Annotated in this window: 14 protein-coding genes and 1 pseudogene; 7 read left to right on the top strand and 8 right to left on the bottom strand. The window is 57.3% G+C overall.

Annotation, left to right across the window (positions count from 1 at the left end):
• Positions 1-95: 95 nt before the first annotated feature.
• The 4 genes from uraA to bglK form a co-directional block, all read right to left on the bottom strand.
• Positions 96-1,382: a uracil permease gene (uraA, locus tag GQR96_RS18035; protein WP_017900445.1), complete on the bottom strand. Its 1,287-nt coding sequence runs from the start codon at positions 1,380-1,382 to the stop codon at positions 96-98.
• Positions 1,383-1,468: 86 nt separating this feature from the next.
• On the bottom strand, positions 1,469-2,095 hold the full coding sequence (gene upp / locus GQR96_RS18040; RefSeq protein WP_004201927.1) for a uracil phosphoribosyltransferase: 627 nt from the start codon (positions 2,093-2,095) through the stop codon (positions 1,469-1,471).
• A 226-nt stretch (positions 2,096-2,321) separates the two neighbouring features.
• On the bottom strand, positions 2,322-3,752 hold the full coding sequence (locus GQR96_RS18045; RefSeq protein WP_017900444.1) for a 6-phospho-beta-glucosidase: 1,431 nt from the start codon (positions 3,750-3,752) through the stop codon (positions 2,322-2,324).
• 9 nt (positions 3,753-3,761) lie between these two features.
• On the bottom strand, positions 3,762-4,655 hold the full coding sequence (gene bglK / locus GQR96_RS18050) for a beta-glucoside kinase BglK (protein ID WP_017900443.1): 894 nt from the start codon (positions 4,653-4,655) through the stop codon (positions 3,762-3,764).
• A gap of 263 nt (positions 4,656-4,918) precedes the next feature.
• On the opposite strand from bglK, the gene purM reads away from it, so the two are divergent.
• Both purM and purN read left to right on the top strand, forming a co-directional pair.
• On the top strand, positions 4,919-5,956 hold the full coding sequence (gene purM, locus GQR96_RS18055; protein ID WP_004201922.1) for a phosphoribosylformylglycinamidine cyclo-ligase: 1,038 nt from the start codon (positions 4,919-4,921) through the stop codon (positions 5,954-5,956).
• Complete coding sequence (gene purN, locus GQR96_RS18060) at positions 5,953-6,594, top strand: phosphoribosylglycinamide formyltransferase (RefSeq protein ID WP_004201920.1); 642 nt, start codon at positions 5,953-5,955, stop codon at positions 6,592-6,594. Before purM ends, purN begins: the two co-directional genes overlap by 4 nt.
• A 50-nt stretch (positions 6,595-6,644) precedes the next feature.
• Here the strand turns inward: purN and GQR96_RS18065 are convergent, their stop codons facing one another.
• Positions 6,645-7,985, bottom strand: a complete 1,341-nt coding sequence (locus GQR96_RS18065; protein ID WP_004201919.1) for a glycoside hydrolase family 28 protein — start codon at positions 7,983-7,985, stop codon at positions 6,645-6,647.
• 420 nt (positions 7,986-8,405) lie between these two features.
• Here GQR96_RS18065 and GQR96_RS18070 point away from each other — a divergent pair, with 420 nt between their 5' ends.
• Entirely contained in the window at positions 8,406-9,854 is a 1,449-nt protein-coding gene (locus tag GQR96_RS18070) for an MFS transporter (RefSeq protein ID WP_065802923.1), read from the top strand.
• Positions 9,829-10,926 (top strand): beta-galactosidase BglB, encoded by a 1,098-nt coding sequence (locus GQR96_RS18075; RefSeq protein WP_023318864.1) that lies wholly within the window; start codon positions 9,829-9,831, stop codon positions 10,924-10,926. Before GQR96_RS18070 ends, GQR96_RS18075 begins: the two co-directional genes overlap by 26 nt.
• Before the next feature lie 5 nt (positions 10,927-10,931).
• Here GQR96_RS18075 and GQR96_RS18080 read toward each other — a convergent pair whose 3' ends face one another.
• The gene (locus tag GQR96_RS18080) at positions 10,932-12,599 is read right to left on the bottom strand and encodes a hypothetical protein (RefSeq protein ID WP_032456485.1); all 1,668 of its coding nucleotides are present in this window, start codon (positions 12,597-12,599) and stop codon (positions 10,932-10,934) included.
• Positions 12,600-12,776: 177 nt separating this feature from the next.
• Between GQR96_RS18080 and ppk1 the strand changes: the two genes are divergently transcribed.
• Positions 12,777-14,837, top strand: coding sequence for a polyphosphate kinase 1 (ppk1, locus tag GQR96_RS18085; protein WP_002913838.1), 2,061 nt, complete (start codon positions 12,777-12,779; stop codon positions 14,835-14,837).
• A 3-nt stretch (positions 14,838-14,840) separates the two neighbouring features.
• Positions 14,841-16,373 (top strand): exopolyphosphatase, encoded by a 1,533-nt coding sequence (gene ppx, locus GQR96_RS18090; protein ID WP_004201914.1) that lies wholly within the window; start codon positions 14,841-14,843, stop codon positions 16,371-16,373.
• A 55-nt stretch (positions 16,374-16,428) separates the two neighbouring features.
• Here ppx and GQR96_RS18095 read toward each other — a convergent pair whose 3' ends face one another.
• Positions 16,429-18,657 (bottom strand): sensor domain-containing phosphodiesterase, encoded by a 2,229-nt coding sequence (locus GQR96_RS18095; RefSeq protein WP_017900442.1) that lies wholly within the window; start codon positions 18,655-18,657, stop codon positions 16,429-16,431.
• A 370-nt stretch (positions 18,658-19,027) separates the two neighbouring features.
• Here GQR96_RS18095 and GQR96_RS18100 point away from each other — a divergent pair, with 370 nt between their 5' ends.
• Positions 19,028-19,201, top strand: a complete 174-nt coding sequence (locus GQR96_RS18100) for a YfgG family protein (RefSeq protein WP_017900441.1) — start codon at positions 19,028-19,030, stop codon at positions 19,199-19,201.
• Positions 19,202-19,298: 97 nt separating this feature from the next.
• On the opposite strand, the pseudogene GQR96_RS18105 reads toward GQR96_RS18100, so the two are convergent.
• Positions 19,299-20,211, bottom strand: a pseudogene (locus tag GQR96_RS18105) (LysR family transcriptional regulator).
• Positions 20,212-20,258: the final 47 nt, after the last annotated feature.

Genomic DNA, 20,258 nt, shown 5'->3' on the forward strand with positions numbered 1-20,258 from the left:
GACCTCAACATAGGCTTACAGAAAAACCCGAAGAGTTTATCACAGATTTAGGTCAGGAGAGAACCGGGCGGGATCGCCGCCCGGCCAGACGATCGTTATTTAACCTCTTCGCTATCCGCGGCGTCGAGAACCACCTCTTCCGGACGCAGGACGCTGATAAGCTTGAAAATCAGGCTGAGCGCGATACCGACGATGGTGGCCAGCGCCATCCCTTTCAGCTCAGCGGCGCCGATGTGCACTTTGGCACCGCTGACGCCGATGATCAGGATCACGGAGGTGAGAATCAGATTCTGCGCCTTGCTGTAATCCACCTTCGATTCAATCAGTACGCGGATCCCTGAGGCGCCGATTACCCCGTACAGCAGCAGCGACACGCCGCCCATCACCGGCACCGGGATGATCTGGATCGCCGCCGCCAGTTTGCCGACGCAGGAGAGCAGAATCGCAATGATCGCCGCGCCGCCGATAACCCAGGTGCTGTAGACGCGGGTAATCGCCATCACGCCGATATTTTCCCCGTAGGTGGTGTTAGGCGTCGAGCCGAAGAAGCCGGAAACGATCGTCGACAGGCCATTGGCAAACATCGAACGATGCAGGCCCGGGTCGCGGATCAGATCGCGTTTGACGATATTAGCCGTCACCACCAGGTGACCGACGTGCTCGGCAATCACCACCAGCGCAGCGGGCAGAATGGTGAAGATGGCGAACCATTCAAAACGCGGCGTGTAGAAGGTTGGCAGCGCGAACCAGTGCGCTTCGGCGATCGGGGTGGTATCGACCACGCCCATCACAAACGACAGCGCATAGCCCACCAGAACGCCAATCAGGATCGGGATAATCGCCAGGAAGCCGCGGAACAGGACCGAACCAAACACCGTCACCGCCAGGGTCACCATCGAGATAATAATGGTTTTACTGTCCGGCGACTGGCCGTCGGCCGGCAGCAGCCCGGCCATGTTGGCCGCCACGCCCGCCAGCTCCAGACCGATAACCGCCACGATGGCCCCCATCGCCGCCGGGGGGAACATCACATCCAGCCAGCCGGTACCGGCTTTTTTGACAATAAAGGAGACGAGGCAGAACAGCACGCCGCACATAATGAAACCGCCCAGCGCCACTTCATAGCCCAGCGGCAGCAGGAGCAGCACTGGAGAGATAAAGGCGAAACTCGATCCCAGATACGCCGGGATTTTGCCTTTACAGATAAAGAGGTACAGCAGCGTACCAATACCGTTGAACAGCAGCACGGTGGCCGGGTTGATGTGGAACAGGATTGGCACCAGCACCGTTGCGCCAAACATGGCAAACAGGTGCTGCAAACTAAGCGGGATAGTCTGTAAAAGCGGCGGTCTTTCACTCACCCCGATAGCACGGCGCGTCATAGTGTTTTCCTCTGAGATGGTTAGTTATGTGTGTTTTATTCAAAAAAAAGCCGACTCTCAAAGTCGGCTTATTTATCGTTATGCGATTATTTCGTACCAAAGATCTTGTCGCCGGCATCGCCGAGACCGGGAATGATGTACCCGTGCTCGTTCAGTCCCTTATCGACAGAGGCGGTGTACAGCTCAACGTCCGGGTGCGCTTTCTCCAGCGCGGCAATTCCTTCCGGCGCCGCCACTAGTACCAGCACCTTGATGCTGGTGCAGCCGGCGTTTTTCAGCAGATCGATAGTGGCGATCATCGACCCACCGGTGGCCAGCATCGGGTCAACCACCAGCGCCATACGCTCATCGATGTTGGACACCAGCTTCTGGAAGTAAGGTACCGGCTCGAGGGTTTCTTCATTGCGATAAATACCCACCACGCTGATACGCGCGCTCGGCACGTGCTCAAGTACCCCTTCCATCATGCCGAGGCCTGCGCGCAGGATTGGCACGACGGTAATTTTCTTGCCCTTGATCTGCTCAACTTCCACCGGGCCGTTCCAGCCTTCGATGGTCACTTTCTCGGTCGCCAGATCGGCGGTGGCTTCATAAGTCAGTAAGCTGCCCACTTCAGAGGCGAGTTCACGGAAGCGTTTGGTGCTGATGTCGTGCTCGCGCATCAGGCCCAGCTTGTGTTTGACGAGTGGGTGTTTGACTTCCACAATCTTCATTCTCTTTCTCCTCTGAGGGGCAGCCACAAAAAAAATCGCGGGATTATACCGCTTTTTTCGGATTAGGCCATACCCATCTTGCTTGACGTATATCAAGCAAAGTGATTTAGAGACAAAAAAACCGGAGGCGAGGCTCCGGTTTTAGCGCGGGGTTCTGCCGGGCGGCGCTAACGCTTACCCGGACCGCAAACCCCGCCGTCCCGATAAGCGCAGCGCCACGGGGGAATTATAGCTGCTCCCCGTTGCTGGCAATCACCTTCTTATACCAGTCGAACGACTTCTTCTTACTGCGCTCCAGCGTGCCGTTGCCTTCATTATCTTTATCCACGTAGATAAAGCCGTAGCGCTTTTTCATCTCCCCCGTTCCGGCGGAAACCAGATCGATACAGCCCCACGGGGTATAACCCATCAGATCGACGCCATCCTCGACCACCGCCTTTTTCATCTCCGCGATATGCGCGGAGAGATAATCGATACGGTACTGGTCATCCACGCTGCCGTCCGCTTCACGAACATCGATCGCGCCAAAACCGTTTTCGACAATAAACAGCGGTAGCTGATAGTGATCCCAGAACCAGTTCAGAGAATAGCGCAGGCCGACCGGGTCAATCTGCCAGCCCCAGTCCGACTTTTTCACGTACGGGTTGGAGACCAGGCTGGTGGTTTCATCATAATCGAGCAAGGGGTTGTCTTCGGTGGCTTTGGTGGCGAAGGACATATAGTAGCTAAAGCCGATGTAGTCGACACAGCCTTCGGTTAACGCCTGACGATCGGCTTCGGTGATGTCCAGGCTAAAGCCGCGGCGGGCAAAATAGTTGAGCAGATGCTGCGGATAGCGGCCGCGGACGTGGACATCGGTGAACCAGTACCGACGGTGCATGGCGTTCATCGCCATCATCATATCGTCCGGCGCGCAGGTCAGCGGATAGATAGGGCACATGGCGATCATGCAGCCTATCTGCAGAGCAGGGTTGATCTCGCGCGCCGCTTTCACCGCCAGGGCGCTGGCCACCAGCTCATAATGTGCGGCCTGGTACATTACCGGTTCCCGATCTTCACCCGGCAAATACTTCAGACCGGAGTTGGTGAAAGGGGCAAAGTCCTCATGGTAGTTAGCCTGGTTGTTGATCTCGTTGAAGGTCATCCAGTACTTCACTTTATGCTGATAGCGGGTGAAGACGACCCTGGCGAAGCGCACGAAAAAGTCGATCAGCTTGCGGTTACGCCAGCCGCCGTACTCGGTGACCAGGTGATAGGGCATTTCAAAATGCGACAGCGTAATGACCGGTTCAATACCGTGTTTCAGACATTCGTCGAACAGATCGTCATAAAACTGCAGGCCAGCCTCGTTCGGCTCCTGTTCATCGCCCTGCGGGAAAATACGCGTCCAGGCAATCGAGGTGCGGAAACATTTGAAGCCCATTTCGGCAAACAGCGCCAGGTCCTGCGGGTAGCGATGATAAAAATCGATCGCCTCATGGTTCGGGTAGTTTTTTCCCGCCACCACGCCGTCGGTGATTTCCCGCGGCACGCCGTGGGCGCCGGCGGTCATCACATCCGCCACGCTGACCCCCTTGCCCCCCTCCTGCCAGCCGCCCTCTAACTGATGCGCCGCCACCGCGCCGCCCCACAGAAAACCTTCTTTAAATCCGGACATAGTCTCTCCCTAAGGTCGATCGTCGCCAGGCGAACGATAGTGCTGATTGAAATGGTAAACCGCGCCAATCAGGCCGGCATCGTTGCCGTGACTGACGGTATCGAGATAGTCGGCAATGCCGAACCAGGCCAGATGCTGGCGCAGCAGCGTCAGAAATCCAGGACGTTCCACAACGCCGCCGCCGATAAAAATGGTCTGCGGATCGAAGATATTGACGAGGTTATAAAGGCCATGGCCCAGGCCATTGAAGAACTCGGCGACCAGACGCTGGCAAACCGGGTCGCCGGCGTCATAGCGGTCAAAAATCATTTCGCCAGTGACGCTATCCAGCGGCGCGCCAATATGTTCTGCATAGCGATAGCGCAGCACCCGCAGGGTGCAGTTTTCATTCATCGAGTAGCGACGGGGATCGCGTCCGCCGGGACGATCGGTAAGCATATAGCCGAACTCGCCGGCGCGAAAACGCGCCCCGTGGATCAGCTGATGTTGGCAAAAAATCGCTCCACCGATGCCAGTGCCGATAGTGAGCACAAGAAAATTGGCCATCTCCGCCGCTTTACCCTGCCAGCGCTCGGCAAGCAGCACACAGTTGGCGTCGTTTTCCACCGAGACCGGCAGCCCGGTTCGCGTCTCGAGCCATGATTTCATGGCGAAGTTATCAAATCGACGGATAGCGCCGCCCATGGTGATAAATCCGCTGTGCGGATCGACATAGCCCGGCGCGCTGATGGCAATGCCTTCGCATGACGGGTGGGCCGCCAGCCACGACAGCATGGTCTGTAAGATATGATCGCCATCGCTGTCATTGATTGACTGCTTCGCGGTTTCCAGCAGCCTGCCGTCGCGGGTCATGACGCCCATCTTTAACGCGGTGCCACCGATATCAAATGCCGCAATCTTCATTCATCCCTCCCCTGTCGAGCATAAATCACCGGTAATCCATACGGTGACTAATCACAGAAACCGGTTTCATTAATATGATGGGGATTACCTGACACTGAGGCAAGCACAAGGCTGTACCCGGTTTCATTTTCGTGAGCAGTATCAAATTTGACCATCCGCCAACGGTTTTACGCCGACTGTAAAGCAGGCTCGCAAACGTTTGCTTTCCCTGTTAGAATTGCGCCGATTTTTCTTGCTTACCGCAAACGCGTGGAGACTTCGCAGTGACCGACAAAACCTCTCTCAGCTATAAAGATGCCGGCGTGGATATTGATGCAGGCAACGCTCTCGTCGACCGTATTAAGGGCGTGGTGAAGAAAACCCGTCGCCCGGAAGTGATGGGTGGACTGGGCGGATTCGGCGCGCTGTGCGCACTGCCGCAGAAATACCGCGAGCCGGTACTGGTCTCCGGCACCGACGGCGTCGGTACCAAGCTGCGTCTGGCAATGGATCTGAAGCGTCACGACACCATCGGCATCGACCTGGTCGCCATGTGCGTGAACGACCTGGTGGTTCAGGGTGCTGAACCGCTGTTTTTCCTTGATTACTACGCCACCGGTAAACTGGACGTCGATACCGCAGCCAGCGTCATCAACGGCATCGCCGAAGGCTGCCTGCAGTCCGGTTGCGCGCTGGTGGGCGGTGAGACCGCAGAGATGCCGGGGATGTACCACGGCGAAGATTACGACGTGGCGGGTTTTTGCGTCGGGGTGGTGGAAAAATCAGAAATCATCGACGGCAGCAAAGTCGCTGACGGCGATGTGCTGGTGGCGCTGGCCTCCAGCGGCCCGCACTCTAACGGCTATTCGCTGGTGCGTAAGATTATTGAAGTTAGCGGCGTTGACCCACAGACCACCGACCTTGACGGCAAACCGCTGGCCGACCATTTGCTGGCGCCGACCCGCATCTATGTGAAATCGGTTCTCGACCTTATTGCCAGCGTTGACGTCCACGCCATCGCCCATCTGACCGGCGGCGGCTTCTGGGAAAACATCCCGCGCGTACTGCCGGACAACACCCAGGCGGTGATTGATGAGTCTTCCTGGCAGTGGCCGTCCGTTTTCAACTGGCTGCAAACCGCCGGTAACGTCAGCCAGCATGAGATGTACCGTACCTTTAACTGCGGCGTGGGGATGGTTATCGCCCTGCCGGCAGCAGAAGCAGACAAGGCCATTGCCCTGCTGAACGAGAAAGGTGAAAACGCGTGGAAAATCGGGTATATCAAAGCCTCCGATTCCGAACAGCGTGTGGTCATTGCATGAAAAACATTGTGGTGCTGATTTCCGGTAGCGGCAGTAATTTGCAGGCGATCATCGACGCCTGTGGCCGGAAACAGATAAACGGCACCCTGCGTGCGGTATTCAGTAACAAGGCCGATGCGTTCGGCCTTGAGCGCGCGCGCGCGGCCGGGATCCCGGCCCACGCGCTGGCGCAAAGTCAGTTTGCCGACCGGGAAGCGTTCGATCGTCAGCTGATGCATGAAATTGACGCCTACGCCCCGGATCTGGTGGTGCTGGCGGGCTATATGCGTATCCTTAGCCCGGCCTTTGTCAGCCACTATCAGGGACGACTGCTGAACATCCACCCTTCGTTACTGCCGAAGTATCCTGGCCTGCATACCCATCGCCAGGTGCTGGAAAACGGTGACGAGGAGCATGGGACCTCGGTGCACTTCGTCACCGATGAGCTGGATGGCGGTCCGGTTATCCTGCAGGCCAAAGTGCCGGTCTTTGCTGGCGACAGCGAGGAAGAGGTTACGGCGCGGGTACAGACCCAGGAACATGCCATTTATCCGCTGGTGATAAGCTGGTTCGTCGAGGGGCGTCTGCGCATGGTGGGCAACCACGCCTGGCTGGATGAACGACAGCTTCCCCCCCAGGGCTATGCCGCTGAAGAATAAGCACGTCTCGCCCCGGTCATTGCCGGGGCTACTTTCTCACTTCTCCCCGGTTATTTATCTGTGTTTTCCAGGCAAAGTGCGTTGTGGTTCCACCCCGCAGGCAATGGCGTCGGCCGCTGGTAATCAAACTCACGTAGCGTCAGGTCAGTCACGCCGTTGGCATACATCACCGGCAGCCCTCCCGGGTAAGGCTCAACCCCCCAGGCACGGCCGCTGTGCGGATTCAGACACCAGGCATTATCCATGCCCATGCCGGTTGGCGACTGCGGGTTACACGGCGGACGCACATCATAAAGCCCCTGCTCCGCCTGTGGATTAAGCTTCTGGTGGAGCTGGATGCCGTCAAAAAGAATGCGCTGGATCAGGCCCGCTGGTTCACTATGCAAATTAATCGCCCCTTCACACTCCCCGACCAGACCGCGAAACTGGATCCGAGTGATGGCGCCGGGGGCGATAGCCGGATCGCGATGGCGTGCGGAAAGAAAAACCGGATCCGCCTCCCCCCAGTGACAGGCTGGCGCGCTCACGCAAGCAAACGCTATGTTGCTGAAGATCATCCGCCGCAGCTGGCCGCCGTCGCGGGATAGCAAGCCGATCCCGCGATTGGAATCAAAGATGGTGCAGTTGCTGACCAGCACATCTTCAATATCCTGCCAGGTTTCCGTACCGACTTTTAAGGCGCAGCTTTTCGACCGCAGCGTACAGTTCACGATCGTAACCTGACGCAGCGGACGCTGAATATGCGCAGGCTTGGCCGTGGTTTTCAGACAGATAGCGTCATCGGCGGCGCTGAAATAGCAGTTGGCGATATGCACCTGCTGGCAGCTGTCGATATCCAGCGCGTCGGTATTGGCCATCGTCAAATCGTTATCCACGGTAATCCCGTTAATCGTCACGCCGATACACGAGACCAGATGTATGGTCCACATCGGCGCATGGCGCACGGTAATATTTTCCAGTCGCACGCCGCGGCAGTTCTCCAGCAAAATGATGCGCGGCCGCCGCTCGACGGGCTGGCGGTACCCCATGGCATCGACATCCCGGGAAAACCAGCCGTCGGCGCTACCGTAGATTTCACCGCCGCCACAGATACTCACATTTTGCGCATCGAGAGCATAAAGAAAGGCCCGGTGGGAGCACTCTGCCTGGCTCAGCGCGACCGCTTGGGTAAAATCATCGCCGTTTTCGCTGACGATCAGCTTGGCGCCCGGCGACAGCCACAGGCAGGTATTTGACCCTATCCGCAAGCCGCCGAGCGCGTACCTGCCGTGATCGACCACCAGCGTACCTCCTCCGGCCTCCGCCAGCTCGTCCAGCGCCTGTTGAAAGAGAGCGGTATCGGGAGTGACGCCATCCGCGTGGGGATGGCGCTGAGAAAGATGAATATTCATAGCGTATCCTGAAAATCAAACAGGCAGCTATCACACCATCTCCTGCCCGACCAGCGTAGGGGAGAAACTGCCCGCGGGGCAATATCTGCGCAGCATTTCACATTCACCAGGTCCGTCAGGGATAAAATGTGATGGATAACGCAAATCCTGCGCGGCCAACCGCGAAAAGCGTACTCTCCGCACAGTTCCCGCCCGCGGCCATCGCGTCAGCCGTGAGCCATATCACGGGATTTATTTCATTTCATCGCCATTTGGCAGGCTGCTCGCAGAACGGCGCAAAATCCCCGTATCCGGCATTTTCGCCCCCGCCCCCCCTCTTTTACTGTGCAACCTCGCTTTCCTTACCAAAGAGATACGCTTATGACGAGGACAGTAACCCCAACGCGAGAAGTCAAAACCCGCAATATCCTCTGCTGGGGGATGGGTGATATTTTCGGTAGCGGCGCGATGACCATTACCGGCCTGTGGCTGCTCTACTTCTATATTGAGGTCGCCGGGCTCTCCCCCGCCGCCGCCGCCTCCATTTTCGCCATCGCCAAAATCTGGGATGGGATCACCGATCCGGTGATGGGCTACATCACTGACAACATCCGCACCCGCTGGGGACGCCGGCGGATTTTCTTTATTCTCGGCGCGCCGATGTCGCTCTGTTTCGCCCTGATGTGGGTGAGCGGTTTCGGTTACGCCTGGTACCTCGGCACTTATTTACTTTTCAGCACCGTGTTTACGCTACTGATGGTGCCTTACGATACACTGCCGGCAGAAATGACCTCGCGCTACGATCTGCGCTCTAAGATGTCGGGCGCGAGGATGCTGTTCGCGCAGGCGACGGCCTTTCTCGCCGCGCTGATCCCCGGGCAAATCATGGCTCACGTCGCCGACCAATCGCAGGCATTTCTCTATATCGGCATCGTCTTCGCCCTGCTCTTCGCCCTGCCGTGGATTTTTGTCTGGCGCGGCACCTGGGAGCGCGACGCTCTTCCGCCACCGCAGGCACGCCAGGGGTTGCTTAAAACCCTGGGGTCGTTATACCGGGAGATGGCTTCAACGTTTCATCTGCGCACTTTCCGCATTCATATCATGATGTACGTCGGCGGCGCGGTGGCGTTGGATATTTTCGGCTCGCTGTTTATGCATTACATGACCTATGTATTGCGCGTCGGGACCTCCCTGGCATCGCAGGCGATGAGCCTGATGACGCTGTTTCAGTTCTTCGCCATCCCGTTCTTCACCTGGCTGTGCATTCGCGTTGGCAACGGCAATGCCTATAAGCTGGCCATTGTGCTGATCCTCTGCGCTTTGCTGTGGTTCAGCCAGCTTAGCGCCGGCTTTAGCCATCTCTCCTGGCTGCTGCTCGGCGGTGCGGTGGTAATGGGCGTCGCCCGCGGGGGAACCTATCTCATTCCGTGGAACGTCTATAACTTTCTGCCGGATGTCGATGAGGCCTATACCGGCGTGCGCCGCGAGGGAATTTACGCCGGCGTGATGATGCTGACGCGCAAGTTCTCCCAGGCGCTGGCGCTGTTTATCGTCGGACTGGCGCTGGAGGCGTTTGGCTTCACCAAGGGCGCTGAAGCGCAGAACGCCGCCGCCCTTAACGGCATCTGGTGGGTTTTCCTGGTGGGCCCCGGCCTGCTGGCGATCCTGGCCATGTATGGCGCATTTCGTTTCCGCTTAAGCCAGCCGCGCCATCAAATTCTGATTAACGAGCTGGAGCGCCTGCGCGCTGGCGGCCATCCGCAGGATGCCAGCCCGCAGACGCGAGAAACTATTGAACTACTAACCGGTCATCCGCACCGCAATGCCCGCTGGCAACACGCCGTCTTACCGCAAGGGAGTGATTATGTCGCAGAAAAGCAACCGTCCTGAACTCCTTCAGCGTATTGAAGCGCTGATCGATAACCTAACCGCCATTAACGATAAGAGCGGCCAGTATCTGCAGCGGCTGGCCGATGGCCGGGTCATTGATACGAAAGGCTGGGAGGGCTGGGAATGGACGCACGGCATCGGTCTGTTCGGACTGTTTCGCTATCAGCAGTTGACCGGTTCCCCCCGCGCCCGTCAGCTGATTGACGACTGGTTCAGCGCCCGCTTCGCCGAGGGAACGCCGGAGAAAAACATCAATACGGCTTGTCCGTTCTTAACGCTGGCGCTGCGCTACCAGCAGGCGCCGCGCAGCGACTGGCGCGCCTACCTCGACTGCTGGGGCGAAGCCATCTATCGCCAGATGCCACGCACCGATGAAGGCTGTCTGCAGCATGTCACCTATGAGAGCGCGCATCAGCAACAAATCTGGGACGATACGCTGATGATGGCGGTATTGCCTCTGGCCATACTGGGCAAAATGTTTGATAAACCGCGCTGGGTGGAAGAGGCCATCTACCAGTTTTTACAGCATCTGCACTATCTCAGCGACCGCCAGAGCGGCCTGTGGTATCACGGCTGGCATTTCGCCGGCCGACACCACTTCGCCGGCGCTCTGTGGGCCCGAGGCAACAGCTGGATAACCCTGGCGATCCCGGAGCTGCTGGAGATGCTCGATCTCGACGAGCATGATGCTGTTTACCGGCAATTGCAAAATACCCTGCAGATACAGGTCGCCGCGCTTGCCCGCTGCCAGAGTGACAACGGTTTGTGGCCAACGCTGCTCAACGACCCCGACAGCTATCTGGAAGCCTCGGCGACCGCCGGGTTTGCCGCCGGCATCTTCAAAGCGATACGCCTCGGCTATCTGGAAGCGGATTATCTGCCGGTGGCCGAGCGCGCGTGCGAGGGAATTATCGACCATATTTCACCACAGGGTGAACTGTTGCAGGTGTCGTTCGGCACCGCGATGGGCCACGACCTTGATCACTATCGTCACATCCCGCTCACCGCCATGCCCTATGGCCAGGCGATGGCGATGCTGTGCCTGGTGGAAGCCCTGCATCGCACGCTGTAAAAGCGTTACCTGAGCGCCGTCAGTTCGGTGCTCAGGCTATCCGCCAGGCTACGCACCCGTCCGGGATCGAACATGACGTAGAACGCCGGCGAGGCGTCGCTCATCTGCTGGCAGAGCGTTTCCATCTCAGACGCGCAACGGTACAGCGCCTGCACATTGATATGGCAGATCTCCCGCATGCTCCAGCTGTTCTCCACCTCGCGGGCGAAATGCAGCGTAAAAAAGGCCTTTTGCGCATGGGTAAACAGCTGGCAATAGAGCGCCAGCCCCTGCCACTCTTCACGCCACTGCCGCTCCAGCGCGGCAGGAAACTCCGCCGTGTGGGCAAACGCCAACGCCTCTTCCCCCAGGCGCTGCGCGCCGCTGGCCACCTCATCCTTTTCCTGCGCGATTTGCGTCAGATTGCTCATCGACTTCTGCGGGTCGTCGCGGGTGAAATGAATATCCTGCGCCGACCCCGGCAGCCAGTGGCTACGCGCCAGCTGACCGTACAGGCTCCACACCGCCTGCCCGTAGCTTTCCGGCAGCTGGCTGTGGCGATGGAAGACGTGGTCGCGCACGTAGATCGCCTGGTAGAGCGTTTGCGCTCCCTGCTCGAGAAGCTGCCGGAACTGCTGCGCCACGTCGTCAGGCGGACACCAGCCGTAGCGCTGCGCCAGCCACTGGTCGAGCAACTGCTGCTGGTTTTTCGCCATCCCGTCCCCCAGCAGCTGGCTGCAGGCGAACAGGTTGCATTCGCTTAAGGTATCGGGGATCCAGTGGTTATCAATACTTTCCCAGCTGGCTTTACAGATAGCGCCGGTGATACGCGGATTCCGGCTTTGGCACCACAGCAGCCGCCCCTGCAGTTCATCGATACGCAGAAACGGCATAACTCCCCAACCAACTTCCTCCCCGGCCAGATCGATATCAACCCACACATCCCGCGTCTGCACCGCCAGCAGCGCCGGGTTATTGGGAAAGGCTGGCCAGAAGCGTTCCGGGGTCAGTTTAATCGATACCGATACCGTCGGCGGCAGCGGTTCAATAGCGTCCAGCACGGTACTGAGATCGTCGTTGCTTGCCGGGAAGACGCGTATTACCAGATGTTTGTTTTGCGCCGCGACGGCCTGGCTCAAGGCGCCAAAACAGCGGCGATACAGCACGAAGCTCTGCGCCGGCTGGCGCCCTTCCCCCGCCTCGCGACGCTGCCTATCCCACTGCGGGCGGGAGATCGGCAACAAGCCGTCAGTGCTGGAAAGGGCGATAATCAAGCCGGTGAGCGCCGGTACGCCCTCGCAGACGGCGCGGACTTTGTCGGTCAACCAACGGCTCCAGAAATCCACATCAAAACGCACACCGCCCGGGTTATCCAGCAGTTCCGGATGCGCTAACAACAGCTCCGTCGGGAAACTGAGCTCTTTCGCCTGCAGATAAAAGCGCAGCCCCAGTTCCCGACAGCGCAGCGCCAGGCGGTTGAGATAGATACAGCGCGCTCGCTGCTGGCTCGACAACCGGTCGTTATAGTCAAACGGCGTGTAGCCCTGCGGCGATACCAGCTTGCCGAACAGCTCCGCCTGGCCGATCACCACGGTATTAAAACCATGTTTTATGGCATATTCCATTAAGCGACAAGCTGACGGCCAGTGCCAGATATCCTGATTATTGAGCTCCAGCGCCCGCGTTTCCCACATCGTTTCGCCCCCCATTTACTCATGATTGAACATAACGTAAGCAAACAAACGCGTCCGCTTTTTCCCGACATCAGGTTGAAAGAAAACTGTCATATTGCTTTGACATAGTTGGACATTCAATGGCAATGCTCGCCATAATGAAACAAGCGACATCAATGATCCGGAGTGTGAGTTGTAATGGGCCAGGAAAAGCTATACATCGAAAAAGAACTCAGCTGGTTATCTTTTAACGAACGCGTGCTGCAGGAAGCGGCGGACAAAAGTAACCCGCTGATTGAGCGCATGCGCTTCTTAGGGATCTACTCCAACAACCTTGATGAGTTTTACAAAGTGCGCTTCGCTGAGCTTAAGCGCCGGATTATTATCAGTGAAGAACAAGGCAGTACCGCCCATTCTCGCCACCTGTTAGGCAAAATCCAGGCCCGCGTTCTGAAGGCCGATCAGGAATTCGATAGTCTGTATAACGAACTGCTGCTGGAGATGGCGCGCAACCAGATCTTCCTGATCAACGAGCGCCAGCTGTCCGTCAATCAGCAGGCCTGGCTGCGCAACTACTTTAAACAGTATTTGCGGCAGCATATCTCGCCGATCCTGATTAACCGCGAAACGGACCTCGTGCAGTTCCTGAAAGATGATTACACCTATCTGGCGGTGGAGATTATCCGCGGGGAGAACATCAACTATGCCCTGCTGGAAATTCCGTCGGATAAGGTCCCGCGCTTCGTAAACCTGCCGCCGGAAGCGCCTCGCCGCCGTAAACCAATGATCCTGCTGGATAACATTCTGCGCTATTGCCTGGACGACATCTTTAAAGGCTTCTTTGATTACGATGCGCTGAACGCCTACTCGATGAAAATGACCCGTGACGCCGAGTACGATCTGGTGCATGAGATGGAGTCGAGCCTGATGGAGCTGATGTCCTCCAGCCTGAAACAGCGCCTGACCGCCGAGCCGGTTCGCTTCGTCTACCAGCGCGATATGCCGGACGCGATGGTCGAAATGCTGCGCGATAAGCTCTCCATCTCCAACTATGACTCAATGCTGCCGGGCGGCCGCTATCACAACTTCAAAGACTTTATCGGCTTCCCGAACGTGGGTAAGGCCAATCTGGTCAATAAACCTATGCCGCGCCTGCGTCATCTGTGGTTTGATAAATTCCGCAACGGCTTCGACGCCATTCGCGAACGCGATGTGCTGCTCTACTACCCCTATCATACTTTTGAGCATGTGCTGGAGCTGCTGCGTCAGGCCTCGTTCGACCCCAGCGTACTGGCGATCAAAATCAACATCTACCGCGTGGCCAAGGATTCGCGAATCATCGACGCGATGATCCACGCCGCCCACAACGGTAAAAAAGTCACCGTAGTGGTGGAGCTGCAGGCGCGTTTTGACGAAGAGGCCAACATTCACTGGGCGAAACGCCTGACGGAAGCGGGCGTCCACGTTATCTTCTCCGCGCCGGGCCTGAAAATCCACGCCAAGCTGTTCCTGATCTCGCGTAAAGAAGGCGATGAGGTCGTGCGCTACGCCCACATCGGCACCGGTAACTTCAACGAGAAGACCGCGCGGATCTATACCGACTATTCGCTGTTAACCGCCGATGCGCGCATTACCAATGAAGTTCGCCGGGTGTTTAACTTTATTGAAAACCCCTACCGCCCGGTCAGCTTCGATTACCTGCTGGTGTCGCCGCAGAACTCGCGTCGTCTGCTGTATGAGATGATCGACCGCGAGATCGCCAATGCGCAGAACGGGCAACCGTCCGGTATTACCCTGAAGCTGAACAACCTGGTGGATAAAGGACTGGTAGACAGACTGTATGCCGCCTCCAGCTCCGGCGTGCCGGTCAACCTGTTAATCCGCGGCATGTGCTCGCTGATCCCCGGTCTGGAAGGCATCAGCGAAAACATTCGCGTCATCAGCATTGTGGACCGCTTCCTCGAGCATGACCGAGTCTATTGTTTTGAAAACGGTGGCGATAAGCAGGTCTGGCTCTCCTCTGCCGACTGGATGACGCGTAATATCGATTATCGCATCGAAGTTGCCGCCCCGCTGCTCGACCCGCGCCTGAAACAGCGGGTGCTGGATATTTTTGATATCTTGTTCAACGATACGGTAAAAGCGCGCTATCTTGATAAAGAACTGAGTAATCGCTATGTGCCGCGCGGCAATCGCCGTAAAGTGCGCGCTCAGATGGCGATTTACGATTATCTCAAATCACTCGAACAACCCGACTAACCTATGCCAATAAACGAAAAAACCCCTCGGCCGCAGGAGTTCGCTGCGGTTGACCTTGGTTCGAACAGTTTTCATATGGTGATCGCCCGTGTCGTCGACGGCGCCATGCAGATCATCGGACGCCTGAAACAGCGCGTACATCTGGCCGATGGCCTCGATGAAAACTCGGTGTTGAGCGAAGAAGCCATGACCCGCGGGCTGAACTGCCTGTCGCTGTTTGCCGAACGCCTGCAGGGGTTCTCCCCTTCCAGCGTCTGCATCGTCGGGACGCATACGCTGCGCCAGGCGACCAATGCGGCAGAGTTTCTTAAACGCGCGGAAAAAGTGATCCCCTACCCGATCGAGATCATCTCCGGTAATGAAGAAGCGCGCCTGATTTTTATGGGCGTGGAGCACACGCAGCCGGAGCGCGGCCGTAAGCTGGTGATTGATATCGGCGGCGGTTCGACCGAGCTGGTCATCGGTGAAGATTTTGAGCCCCGGCTGGTGGAAAGCCGTCGCATGGGCTGCGTGAGTTTCTCCCAGGCCTACTTCCCCGGCGGGACCATCAATAAAGAAAATTTCCAGCGCGCTCGCCTGGCGGCGGTGCAAAAACTGGAAACCCTGGCCTGGCAGTTCCGTATTCAGGGCTGGACCGTGGCGCTGGGCGCCTCCGGTACCATTAAGGCCGCCCAGGAAGTGCTGGTGGCTATGGGCGAGAAGGACGGGTTTATTACGCCGGAGCGCCTCGAAATGCTGGTCAGTGAACTGCTGAAGCATAAAAACTTCGACGCGCTCAGCCTGCCCGGCCTCTCGGAAGATCGTAAAGCGGTCTTTGCCCCGGGGCTGGCCATTCTGTGCGGCGTATTTGACGCGCTAGCCATTAAAGAGCTTCGTCTGTCTGATGGCGCGCTGCGTGAAGGCGTGCTGTACGAAATGGAAGGCCGCTTCCGCCACCAGGATATTCGTAGCCGTACGGCGCAGAGTCTGGCGAATCAGTACAACATCGATCGCGAACAGGCGCGCCGGGTGCTGGAAACCACCACCCTTATGCTGGAGCAGTGGCAAGAGCAGAATCCCAAGCTGGCCAATCCGCACCTGGCGGCGCTGTTGAAGTGGGCGGTGATGCTCCATGAGGTGGGCCTGAATATTAACCACAGCGGCATGCACCGCCACTCGGCCTATATTCTGCAGAACAGCGACCTGCCGGGCTTCAACCAGGAGCAGCAGATGCTGATGGCCACCCTGGTGCGCTATCATCGCAAAGCGATAAAACTCGACGATTTGCCGCGCTTTACGCTGTTCAGGAAAAAGCAGTTTCTGCCGCTGATCCAGCTGCTGCGCCTCGGCGTGCTGCTGAACAACCAGCGTCAGGCCACCACCACGCCGCCGACGCTACGGCTGCAGACGGAAGCTCACCACTGGACGCTGACCTTCCCGCACAACTGGTTTAGCCAGAATGCGCTGGTGCTGCTGGATCTGGAAAAAGAGCAGCAGTACTGGGAAGGTGTGCCGGAGTGGCTGCTGAAAATTGCGGAAGAAGAGCCAGACGCCTGATCGCCTCTATGGATATCATGCGAGCCGGGCCATCGCGCCCGGCTTTTTTACGGCTTCAGGCGCTCATCCCCTCCGCCAGCTGCGTCAGAGGCACCGGGACGCCAATATCATAGCCCTGCATATAATCGATCCCCAGCGCGATGACCGCCTGGCGTATCTCCGGCGATTCAACATATTCGGCCACCACCTGCATGTTCTTCATCCGCGCCAGACGACAGATTGAATCCACCACCTGGTAATCAAGACTGCTGGCGAGCAGATTGCGAATAAAGCTGCCGTCTATTTTAAGAATATCGACGTTCATCGTTTTTAACCGCGCATAGCTGGCGTAGCCGGTACCAAAATCATCGATAGCTACCCGGCAGCCCAGTGCCCGCAGGTGCTCTAATGTCTGGCAAACTAGCTCGGGGTTGCTGAGCGCATAGTTTTCGGTCAGCTCGAAAATAATCTGCCATGGCTCAATGTTGTAGGCCTGCAGCAGGTTTTCGACCTCCTCGGGAAACTGACTGCGGCTCAACGAGACCGGAGAGAGGTTGATCGCCAGCCGCAGACCGGGCAGCGCCCGCCGGTTGGCATCCATAAAGGCCAGGGTATGCTCAATGACCCACTGATCCACGCGCGTGGACAGCCCAAACTCGTGCGCCACCGGCAGGAACTCGTTGGGCCCCGTCAGTTCGCCCGACTCGCCTTTCATCCTCAACAACACTTCATGGTAATTGTCGCCGCGAATGCCCTGGATAGGCTGCGCCATCAGGACAAAATAGTCTTGCTCCAGCGCCTTGAGGATGCGGTTCATCATCGCCACTTTGTCTTTCAGATCCTGCTGGACATGCCCGGCGCCGCGGCGCTGCAAATTCTCCGGATGGCCACTGGCCAGCGACATGTCGGCAATCGTGTTCAGCTCGCCAAGCAGCAAATACAGATGCTTCACCGGCGAGCGGACGTTGCAATAGCTCATGCCGATCCGCGGCTGCAGGGGGACCCCGTCCCAGTGAAAACGGAACTGTCGCAAGGAGCGCTCAATTAAGTGAATGCGCGCCTGGTGCCCTTCGCTGTTGAGACGAAACACTAAATCGTGACCGGCAAGATGATATACCGCTTCGTTCGGCTCCAGCAGCGCACGCAGGTGATTCGCCAGCATTTGCTTATACTGAATACGCAACAGCACCCCGTAGTGGCGGCCCAGCAGTTCAAGCTCAGGAATACGCAAAAAACAGAGCGTCGACCAGCTCGCGCCGTTCAGCGCCCGGCTCAGCGCCCGCAGATTCGGCATATGTACTACCGGGTCGAGGAAGGCCATCTGTCGGATCCGGGCGTAGATCAGCCGCTGCTGTGTTGCCAGCATCGCCGTATAGGCGACAATAAACGAGAACACCAGGTAGCTTGACGAGGTGATCGCCAGCTGAGTGTTATAACTTGGATAAATAGGTAAATAACGGTAATGAAAATGGATCACGGCGATCAGTACCGGCGTCCATATCAGCGAGATAAAGCGATAGCCAAAACGCATCGCCCCCCACAGCATCACCGGCATCAATAAGGATAATGTATAATTTGTACTAAATATGGTGCTGGTATCATTAAGCGGCATCAATAATAGCCCCAGCAATAGGGTTAATATCGCCGCCCAACTGATGATTTCAATTTTCTTTATTTTTGGATCAATTTGTAAGCGAACCTGAGAAATATACCCGCGCAAATAAAAAGGGTTACGAATTACCCGCAGCAGTAAATAACATAACGGTACGCCGGTCAGGCACCCCACCATCAGCGCCTGAAAGGTGATTAACGACCGTAAACTAAACGGCGAGACGCCGGTCATATCCGTTGTGCGCGGATGTAGCCCCAGATACTCGGCGATCTGCGACAAAATCAGAAAAATGACCGAAGGGAGCAGCATTTGCCAGAACAGACGATGCGGCATCAGCCTGACGTTACCGTGCGATACCTGCTGCCGTTGGGGAACAAAGATGCGATATCCGCCCCAGCAGAGCACGCAGGGGATCAGAAAATGGAACAGTACGCCAACGGCCTGCTCCGGCGTCATGCCCCGGGCCAGCGTTAGCAGCAGACCAACGATAATACCGGGGATCGCCGCCCAGCCGAAAAACATCATCAGGCTGAGCACCAGCGCCAGGGGAAGATAATAAAGATAAACCATGTGCCCATTCAGCATGGTATATGTATTCATCCCTCTGGCAAGGGGTAATAATAACACAGGCAGGAGAAGCGGTAAGGCCCACCATTTGTCGCGATATTGTTGATAGTATTTTAATAAATTCATAGGTGCTCTACAGAGAGCCTCTGCTCCTGCGAGGCATATTCAGGCAGGCATCCAACCACCCCATGCTGACCGCATAAGTAATAACGATACGGTAACGTCCGCTGATTTTAGTGGTGAAGAGAATGAGGCTGTTGATGTAAATCAACAAATGCTGACACCAACATTAATAAAACTTATTTTTTCAGCTTTTCGTGGCTAATAAAGAGAGCATGTAAATACGAGGATTATCTTATATAACATTAATTAATGTTTTCACTGCCGCACTTTTACATCTGCATCAATTGACCCCACCTCGTTCCTGTGCCTTAATACCCCCATCGCCCATCTTCGGGTATACTTCAAGGAACCTTTTGTGAGTCAGGCACCCAGTATGCGTAAACGACATCGATTTAACCGTCGCATGACCCGTATCGTACTGCTTATCAGCTTTCTCTTCTTCTTTGGACGCTTTGTCTACTCCTCCATCGGCGCCTGGTATCATCACCAGGATAAAAAAGCGTCGCAGGAGTCAACGCTCACCGTCGAGCCCTCCGCCCGCGAGTAACCCGTTGATCCTGATGCCGGATACGCCACTATCCGCAGGTAGAGACGCCCGTTTCCGAGGCACTATCCCTGACGAGGCATGTTTTGCCGCTGACGATTTATAAGCGCACGGCCTGCAGCAGACGCAGCATTTCCGCCATTCCTTTGGTAATCACTTTATCCTGACGCATGACAACCGCCAGCTGACGGTACAGCGACGGGGCCAGAGAATGTACCGTTAAGCCATAATGATCCTCCGCCTGCTCTACCGCCATGCGGGGCACAATACTGTAGCCCAGCCCGGCCCGCACCATGCGTTTGATCGCCTCGATGCTCCCCAGCTGCATCACCGGCGTGACCGCCAGGCCCGCCGAACGGAACCAGCGGTCAATCAGATCCCGCGTGCCGCTGCCCGCCTCGAAGGCAATGAGCGGCAGCGCCTGCAGCTCCTCAGGGGTACACACCGCCGGGATCCCCGCCTCGTGGCTGGGATGGATGACCACGAACTCCTCGTCCACCACGGCGGTCACCGCCAGACTGCGTCCCTGAACGGGCAGCGTGACCAGCCCAAGATCGAGCCGGTTTTCCTCCACCGCCCGGACGACATCCAGCGTGTTGCCGGTGGTCACCCCCACCGTCAGCAGTGGGTGCTGCTGACGAAGATGCTGCAGCAGCGGCGGAAGAAGATGAATGCAGGCCGTCGCGCCGGTCCCCAGAGTCAGTGAGCCATTAACTTCCTGACTAAATGCACTGACCGACTGCACCGCGCTATTCACCGCCCGATCGATCTGCTCGCTGTGGGCCAGCAGCGCCATTCCCGCCGCCGTCGCCTTGATCCCGCGCCCGGTGCGCTCCAGCAGTCGGGTCTGTAAAAATTGCTCCAGCTGACGCACCTGCAGGCTGACGGCAGGCTGGGAGATCCCCAGCGCGTCGGCGGCGGCTGAGAAGCTGCCGCGCTGTACGACCAGCCGGAAGGTCGCCAGGTTTCCCAGGTTCAGTGTTGTCATGCAAAGTTTCTCTTATACCGCGCATAAGGTGGCCGCTCTGCCAGAACAATAGCCTGCCGGGTATGCTCAGGA

The sequence above is a fragment of the Klebsiella sp. PCX genome (assembly GCF_021869705.1).
Taxonomy (GTDB): Bacteria; Pseudomonadota; Gammaproteobacteria; order Enterobacterales; family Enterobacteriaceae; genus Klebsiella; species Klebsiella quasipneumoniae.

Bases quoted from the DNA above. Each gene is read 5' to 3' on its own strand.
- uraA (WP_017900445.1), bottom strand. From the start codon at position 1,382: ATGACGCGCCGTGCTATCGGGGTGAGTGAAAGACCGCCGCTTTTACAG.
- upp (WP_004201927.1), bottom strand. From the start codon at position 2,095: ATGAAGATTGTGGAAGTCAAACACCCACTCGTCAAACACAAGCTGGGC.
- GQR96_RS18045 (WP_017900444.1), bottom strand. From the start codon at position 3,752: ATGTCCGGATTTAAAGAAGGTTTTCTGTGGGGCGGCGCGGTGGCGGCG.
- bglK (WP_017900443.1), bottom strand. From the start codon at position 4,655: ATGAAGATTGCGGCATTTGATATCGGTGGCACCGCGTTAAAGATGGGC.
- purN (WP_004201920.1), top strand. From the start codon at position 5,953: ATGAAAAACATTGTGGTGCTGATTTCCGGTAGCGGCAGTAATTTGCAG.
- GQR96_RS18065 (WP_004201919.1), bottom strand. From the start codon at position 7,985: ATGAATATTCATCTTTCTCAGCGCCATCCCCACGCGGATGGCGTCACT.
- GQR96_RS18070 (WP_065802923.1), top strand. From the start codon at position 8,406: ATGGGTGATATTTTCGGTAGCGGCGCGATGACCATTACCGGCCTGTGG.
- GQR96_RS18075 (WP_023318864.1), top strand. From the start codon at position 9,829: ATGTCGCAGAAAAGCAACCGTCCTGAACTCCTTCAGCGTATTGAAGCG.
- GQR96_RS18080 (WP_032456485.1), bottom strand. From the start codon at position 12,599: ATGTGGGAAACGCGGGCGCTGGAGCTCAATAATCAGGATATCTGGCAC.
- ppk1 (WP_002913838.1), top strand. From the start codon at position 12,777: ATGGGCCAGGAAAAGCTATACATCGAAAAAGAACTCAGCTGGTTATCT.
- ppx (WP_004201914.1), top strand. From the start codon at position 14,841: ATGCCAATAAACGAAAAAACCCCTCGGCCGCAGGAGTTCGCTGCGGTT.
- GQR96_RS18095 (WP_017900442.1), bottom strand. From the start codon at position 18,657: ATGAATTTATTAAAATACTATCAACAATATCGCGACAAATGGTGGGCC.
- GQR96_RS18100 (WP_017900441.1), top strand. From the start codon at position 19,028: ATGCGTAAACGACATCGATTTAACCGTCGCATGACCCGTATCGTACTG.